Source organism: Peribacillus sedimenti, assembly GCF_046237635.1.
GTDB classification, from domain to species: Bacteria; Bacillota; Bacilli; order Bacillales; family DSM-1321; genus Peribacillus; species Peribacillus sedimenti.
Genome location: NZ_CP143547.1, coordinates 4,907,739 through 4,915,000, shown reverse-complemented (window position 1 = coordinate 4,915,000; position 7,262 = coordinate 4,907,739). Strand labels below are relative to the sequence as shown.

At 43.8% G+C, this 7,262-nt stretch carries 5 protein-coding genes; 4 read left to right on the top strand and 1 reads right to left on the bottom strand.

Annotated features, from left to right (window positions below; genetic code table 11):
- Positions 1–47: 47 nt before the first annotated feature.
- A complete protein-coding gene (gene uvsE, locus V1500_RS23950; RefSeq protein ID WP_409303271.1) occupies positions 48–1,004 on the bottom strand; it encodes a UV DNA damage repair endonuclease UvsE in 957 nt (318 codons plus the stop codon).
- A gap of 531 nt (positions 1,005–1,535) precedes the next feature.
- Here uvsE and V1500_RS23945 point away from each other — a divergent pair.
- From V1500_RS23945 to V1500_RS23930, 4 genes are all read left to right on the top strand, one after another.
- A complete protein-coding gene (locus V1500_RS23945; protein WP_409303269.1) occupies positions 1,536–3,647 on the top strand; it encodes a heterodisulfide reductase-related iron-sulfur binding cluster in 2,112 nt (703 codons plus the stop codon).
- A 277-nt stretch (positions 3,648–3,924) separates the two neighbouring features.
- Entirely contained in the window at positions 3,925–5,112 is a 1,188-nt protein-coding gene (locus tag V1500_RS23940) for an acetyl-CoA C-acetyltransferase (RefSeq protein WP_409303267.1), read from the top strand.
- Positions 5,113–5,145: 33 nt separating this feature from the next.
- Positions 5,146–5,997 carry a 3-hydroxybutyryl-CoA dehydrogenase gene (locus V1500_RS23935; RefSeq protein ID WP_409303265.1) on the top strand — a complete coding sequence of 284 codons (852 nt, stop codon included), beginning with the start codon at positions 5,146–5,148 and terminating at the stop codon, positions 5,995–5,997.
- Positions 5,998–6,108: 111 nt separating this feature from the next.
- Positions 6,109–7,239 (top strand): acyl-CoA dehydrogenase, encoded by a 1,131-nt coding sequence (locus tag V1500_RS23930; RefSeq protein WP_409303263.1) that lies wholly within the window; start codon positions 6,109–6,111, stop codon positions 7,237–7,239.
- The last annotated feature ends 23 nt before the right edge of the window (positions 7,240–7,262 follow it).

Sequence of the window (7,262 nt, the reverse complement as noted above, 5' to 3'; positions counted from 1 at the left end):
CATAAAAACGGAGTATGGATTTGCTGCCCTAAATATCTCTCACCCTATCATTTTATTTGAACTGCACCACCGCTAATCCTCTTTATACTCCGGATTTTTGATATATCCTCAATCAATTTCAGCATTGCTTTGTCCTTTGTTTTCGCTTCTACCATAAAATCTACGTCCTTGCCCAGTGCCTTCAAATCATTAATAAGAGGCAGGATAAAATCTAAATCCACGTAATCAGCATGAAATCTGAACTCCTTCTCATTCTTTGGTGAGGAAATATGAATCTTGGGCAGAATTCCTGTATGCTCCCACGTTTGAAATATTTTCGGAAGAAGTTCTGAAAGTGAAAGGGTACCTGGATTGGCCATATGATGATGTATATCAAATGCAAGCGGGATGGACTCCTTTTGGCATACGGCCAGTGTTTCTTCTGCCGTATACGTTTTATCATCATTTTCAAGAGTCATCTTGTGTTTGATATGTGCAGGGAGTGCAGCAAGATTTTTATGGAATCTTTCAATCGATGCCGGCTTATCTCCATAGGCTCCTCCAACATGTATATTCAGATATGAATTGTGCTGCACACCCATCGCTACAAACATTTTATAGTGGTAGGCCATATCTTTTACGGCATTTTGTGTAATGCTGTTTTTGGAGCTTGTAAATAGCGTAAATTGATTAGGATGGAAGCTAACTCTCAATTTGTTTTTTGTTATAAGATCTCCTAATTCCCTCCATTCTGTCTCAAAAGGTGTTACAAAATCCCATTCTACTTCCGGATGTGTCGCAAGCGGTACAATAGAGCTTGAAAGGCGATAAACCTCTATTTCGTGAGCCAGGTTGAAATACAAGATTCTTTTTGTATTTTGTATATTTTGAGCTGTTATCTCAAGTAATTTCTGCATTCGTTCAGCTTCAGGCAGCTCTGAATATCTTTTGAAGGTAACTGTCCTTGAAGGAGAACACTCCCAAAGGGAAGTAGCGGTGGATACATAACCAAACCGTATTCTCATAAAGTCCTCCTCCTTTGCAAAAAACTAAATTTCTTGGAACAAGAATGGTCAAACGCACATTCATAGACTCTAGAGCTGCCTCATTTGTGATTCAGGTCTCAACATATATCTTTGATCGTAAGCCTCTAACATGGAATCAAGTAAAATCATGATGAAAAACTACGCCCAAATAGTCAGCAGTTGGTTCATATGCAATTAAACCGGGAACCCGCCAGTATTGCAGAATTCTATAACCATGTTTAATCCATACCCTTATAGAAAGGAAAAAATACCTCCACAGTCTGTTCAGACTTACACCAGTATTTTTACCCAGTGTGAACCAGCTCATCCATCAGGCGACCCCCACAGAAACCAAGTGCAAGATGATCATTTGGAGGGGGATTAAAAATCACGGAATAAAAACGTCATAATAGAACAGAAAAAAGTTGACTGAACGCTCATTCATTATATAATAAGAGTAACAAATTCAGAAAAATACAACTGTTTCTAATTTTGGGTCTAAGCAAAAGTATAGAAAGGGGCGCAAGTAATATGAATGGCTTGCTATGGATTAACTTTATTGCGTTTTTACTTGTAACCGCTTACGCAATAAGCTTGTTTGTTTATCTCATTAGAACACGGATTGCTTACCTTAAGCTCGGGAAGAAGGCAGAGTTTGATAACCGTGTCAAAGAACGACTGGAGAAGGTATGGGTTAACGTCTTCGGCCAGAAAAAGCTCTTGAAAGATAAAAAGAGCGGTGCTATACATGTTATGTTCTTTTATGGGTTTATTCTAGTTCAATTTGGAGCAATCGATTTTATCATCAAGGGTATTAAGCCCGGAGCACATTTGCCTTTAGGCCCTTTATATCCTGCATTTACGTTCTTCCAGGAAATCGTAACTCTGATGATATTGGTTGCAGTAGTTTGGGCGTTTTACCGTCGTTATATTGAAAAGCTTGTACGGTTAAAGCGCGGTTTTAAAGCCGGTTTGGTTCTTTTGTTCATAGGTGGCCTAATGCTTTCAGTTCTTCTGGGGAATGGAATGAGCATGATTTGGCATGGGCATGAGGGAACATGGTCAGAACCGGTGGCCTCCGGCATTGCTGCCGCATTTAGCTGGATGGGCGCTACCGCCGCAACAGTTGTTTTCTATATCGCATGGTGGATTCACCTGATTTTTCTATTATCCTTCCTGGTGTATGTACCTCAATCCAAGCATGCTCACTTGATTGCAGGACCAGCAAATACTTATTTCAGCAGATTGGACAATCCAGGAAAATTGAAACCGGTTGACTTCGAAGATGAATCCCAGGAGTCTTTTGGAGCTGGGAAGATTGAAGATTTTAACCAATACCAATTGATTGATCTATATGCATGTGTAGAGTGCGGGCGCTGTACGAATATGTGTCCGGCAACTGGAACAGGAAAAATGCTGTCACCGATGGATATCATCATTAAGATGCGTGACCATCTAACGAATAAAGGTGCGGCCATAACAGCTAAACAGCCGTGGGTGCCTACATTTGTGTTTTCCAATACAAAAGGAAACCAGCTGGCATTGGCAGGTGCTGGGCAAGGGGCACAGGAGTCGGCAGCAGCAGTGGAATTCAACCAGGCTTTAATCGGAGAAGTTATAACTGAAGAGGAGCTATGGGCCTGTACGACCTGCCGTAACTGTGAAGATCAATGCCCGGTCATGAATGAGCATGTTGATAAGATTATTGATATGCGCCGTTATCTAGTGCTTACAGAAGGGAAAATGAACCCGGACGCACAGAGAGCACTTCAAAATATCGAACGTCAGGGAAACCCTTGGGGCCTTAATCGTAAAGAAAGGGAAGACTGGAGAGAACTGCGCGATGATGTTGATGTTCCTACAGTAAAAGAAGTGAACAAGGCTGGCGAAGAGTTTGAATATCTATTCTGGGTAGGTTCAATGGGCTCCTACGATAATCGCAGTCAGAAGATCGCTTTATCCTTTGCAAAGCTTTTAAATCAAGCAGGAGTGAAGTTTGCGATTCTAGGAAATAAAGAGAAAAACTCCGGCGATACTCCACGCCGCCTAGGAAATGAGTTTATCTTCCAGGAACTCGCCACAAAGAATATTGAAGAATTCGAGAAGAACGAAGTGAAGAAGATTGTAACAATCGACCCTCACGCATACAATATCTTTAAAAATGAATATCCTGATTTTGGCTTGAACGCTGAGGTATATCATCATACAGAGCTTCTTGCTAAACTTGTACAAGAGGGCAAGCTTGTTCCGAAGCATGCCGTTAATGAAACGATCACCTTCCATGATTCCTGTTACCTGGGCCGCTATAATGAGGTCTATGATCCACCAAGGGAAATCCTTAAATCGATTCCGGGAGTCAAGCTTGTAGAAATGGAACGTAACCGCCAGAATGGCATGTGTTGTGGAGCAGGCGGCGGATTAATGTGGATGGAAGAAGAAACAGGCCACCGCATTAACGTTGCACGAACAGAACAGGCTTTGGCGGTGAACCCTTCTGTAATCAGTTCAGGCTGTCCGTACTGCTTAACAATGTTAACGGATGGAACAAAGGCCAAAGAAGTGGAAGATGAAGTGAAAACATACGATGTGGCCGAGCTGCTTGAGAAATCCATTCTTGGAGAACAAAAGCAATTGGTATCCTAAAAAGATATAGCCTAATATAGTACGCGCTGTATATTACATTTTTAATATTATGCTCACACGAAAAGCCTGCTTCTAAAAATATAAGATATTTTAAGGAGCGGGCTTTTTTATAAAAAATCACTTTAAATATTTAAATTTTTCCAACTTTTCGTGTAATATTAAATTAAGCGCTTTCATTTTTAAGGGCAGTTTTTTATGAATCTTTATTGAGCGAGCGTTCAGTCAACTTGGTTATGAAATATTTATATATAAATGAAGCATAAAAAGGAGGAGCATTATGGCAAGAACAGTGATTATAAGCGGTGCCAGGACACCTTTTGGCAAATATGGAGGGTCACTAAGCAGTTTGACTGCTTCTGAGCTCGGTGGAGTTGCTATAAAGGAGGCTTTGAATCGTGCCGGGCTTGATGGCGGCCAGGTTGACGAAGTCATTATGGGAAATGTGCTCCAGGCTGGACAGGGGCAGATTCCTTCCCGGCAGGCTTCCCGTCATGCTGGCATTCCATGGGAAGTAAAGACAGAAACCATTAACAAAGTGTGTGCTTCAGGGCTCCGCAGCGTAACATTAGCCGATCAGATCATCAGGCTGGGTGACGAAGAGGTAATCGTGGCAGGAGGAATGGAATCAATGAGCAATGCACCATACATCGTTCCAAATGCGAGATGGGGACTTCGTATGGGTGATGGAGCATTGAAGGATTTAATGATTCATGATGGCTTAAGCTGCAGTTTCACTGGCGTCCATATGGGCACTTACGGAAACAGCACGGCTGCCGAACTGGAGTTAACGCGTGAAGAGCAGGATAACTGGGCATTCAGAAGCCATCAAAGGGCGATTTCGGCAATTGAAAATGGTGTGCTGGCAGAAGAAATAGTTCCTGTCAATGTACCTGTGCGAAAGGGTGAACCCGTAACTGTAGAGCAGGATGAAGCGCCGCGAAAAGATACCTCCGTTGAGAAACTTGCTAAGCTTGGTCCTGCTTTTAACAATGAAGGGACCATCACTGCCGGAAATGCACCGGGGGTTAATGACGGGGCTGGAGCACTTGTTTTAATGAGTGAAGAAAGGGCCGAGCGGGAAGGAAAAACTCCATTTGCCTATATTGTTGGGCATGCGGAAATTGCCGTGGAGGCAAAGGATTTTCCGAAGACACCAGGTCTGGTCATTAACGAGCTTTTAAAAAAGACAGGGAAATCTCTCGAAGAGATTGATCTGTTTGAAATCAATGAAGCTTTTGCGGCAGTGGCACTGGCTAGCGGCAAGCTTGCAAATGTAAATCCGGAAAAAGTTAACGTAAACGGCGGGGCAGTGGCACTTGGCCATCCCATTGGAGCAAGCGGCGCCAGAATTATCATTACACTGATGTACGAATTGAAGAGACGTGGCGGAGGGCTTGGAATAGCCGCCATTTGCAGCGGCGGAGGCCAGGGGGATGCCATTCTTATAGAAGTGCCTAAGCAATAAAAGTATACAAGATTTATAGAGTTGGAGGGTCATATGGACATTCAGAAAGTAATGGTCATCGGCGCAGGCCAGATGGGATCTGGCATTGCCCAGATATGCGCGATGGGCGGCTACGACGTCATCCTGCATGACTTAAAGGAAGAGTTTGTGCATAAAGGTTTGGCTGTAATCGATAAAAATTTGTCCCGCTCGGTCGAAAAGGGAAAGCTCACAGAACGTGAGAAAAACGATACCCTGGGAAGGCTGTTGCCTTCGATTGACCTAAAAAATGCTGCGGAGGCAGACCTGATTATTGAGGCGGCCGTTGAAAATATGGAAGTAAAAACAAAGCTTTTTAACGATCTGGATCAAATAGCGCCTGAACATGCAATTCTCGCTTCCAATACATCATCACTTCCGATAACTGAAATTGCCGCTGCGACTACAAGGCCTGAAAAAGTAATTGGAATGCACTTTATGAATCCCGTTCCAGTCATGAAGCTGGTGGAAATCATCAGAGGTCTTGCTACGGCAGAAGAAGTGTATAAATCAATCGAACAAATGGCGAAATCCTTGGACAAAGTTCCGGTTGAGGTTAATGATTTTCCTGGTTTTGTGTCAAACCGCATCCTGATGCCGATGATTAATGAAGCCATTTATACATTGTATGAGGGAGTTGCATCAAAAGAGTCAATAGATGATGTTATGAAACTTGGGATGAATCATCCTATGGGCCCTCTTACTCTTGCTGATTTTATAGGATTGGATACTTGCCTGTATATCATGGAAACGCTCCATGAGGGGTTTGGTGATGATAAATACCGTCCGTGCCCGCTGCTTAGAAAATATGTCAAGGCAGGCTGGCTCGGTAAAAAATCCGGCCGGGGCTTTTACGTCTATAACTAGAGGCTGAATTTTGTGCATGCACAGAGATGAAAACATCACGTTACACATCTCCGGTGAGCATGCGCTGCGGTACGAACGACAAAACGATCGGAGACACCGGGAGGCTAGGTTATGGATTTTGGGTTTACAGAAGACCAAAACATTATGCGAAAAATGGTTCGTGATTTTGCTGAAAAAGAAATAGCCCCGTTTGTAGATGAAATGGAACAAGGTGTGTTTCCACGACAAATCTTGCACAAGATGGGCGGACTTGGATTGATGGGCATACCCGTTCCTGAACAATATGGCGGCTCAGGCATGGATTTTGTTTCTTACATTATTGCAATCAATGAGATTTCCAGGATCAGCCCTACTATTGGAGTCATTCTATCAGTCCATACCTCTGTGGGTACAAACCCGATTCTGTATTTCGGAACGGAGCAGCAAAAGCAAAATTATATTCCTAAACTGTCAAGTGGGGAATTCCTTGGTGCGTTTTGCTTAACGGAAGCCGGTGCTGGATCAGATGCAGGGAATCTGAAAACAAGGGCTGCAAGAGAAGGTGACTCCTATAAAATAAATGGATCCAAGATTTTCATTACCAACGGTGGGGAAGCAGATGTCTATACCGTTTTTGCTTCCACCAATCCGGAAGCCGGCAATAAAGGAGTGACCGCCTTTATCGTAGAGAAGGGGACTCCCGGTCTTATTATAGGCAAAGATGAACATAAGATGGGCCTGCATGGCTCGAGGACTGTCCAGCTTACATTCGAGGATATGCTCGTTCCCTCTGAAAACCGCCTGGGCGAAGAGGGAGAGGGGTTTAAGATTGCCCTTGCAAATCTAAATGCGGGCCGCATTGGCATCGCCGCACAGGCGCTGGGGATTGCTGAAGGTGCTTTCGACCAGGCTGTTGGCTACGCAAAGCAGCGAATCCAATTCGGAAAGCCGATTGCATCCCAGCAGGGGGTCGGATTTAAGCTTGCTGACATGGCAACCGCTATCGAAGCATCCAGGCTATTGGTGTACCAGGCGGCTTACCTGCGTTCCCAGGGACTTCCTTGCGGCAAGGAAGCAAGCATGGCCAAATTGATGGCTTCAAAAACGGCCGTCGACGTTTCGATTGAAGCGGTGCAGATCTTTGGAGGCTATGGATATACGAAGGATTATCCGGTTGAGAGGTATTTCAGAGACGCCAAAATAACAGAAATCTACGAGGGAACTAGCGAGATACAGAGGATTGTCATTACTAAATATCTATAGAAATTAGACACTGGAGGATTCGA

Coding starts and splice junctions, on each gene's coding strand:
- V1500_RS23940 (WP_409303267.1), top strand. CDS start 3,925: ATGGCAAGAACAGTGATTATAAGCGGTGCCAGGACACCTTTTGGCAAA.
- V1500_RS23945 (WP_409303269.1), top strand. CDS start 1,536: ATGAATGGCTTGCTATGGATTAACTTTATTGCGTTTTTACTTGTAACC.
- V1500_RS23935 (WP_409303265.1), top strand. CDS start 5,146: ATGGACATTCAGAAAGTAATGGTCATCGGCGCAGGCCAGATGGGATCT.
- uvsE (WP_409303271.1), bottom strand. CDS start 1,004: ATGAGAATACGGTTTGGTTATGTATCCACCGCTACTTCCCTTTGGGAG.
- V1500_RS23930 (WP_409303263.1), top strand. CDS start 6,109: ATGGATTTTGGGTTTACAGAAGACCAAAACATTATGCGAAAAATGGTT.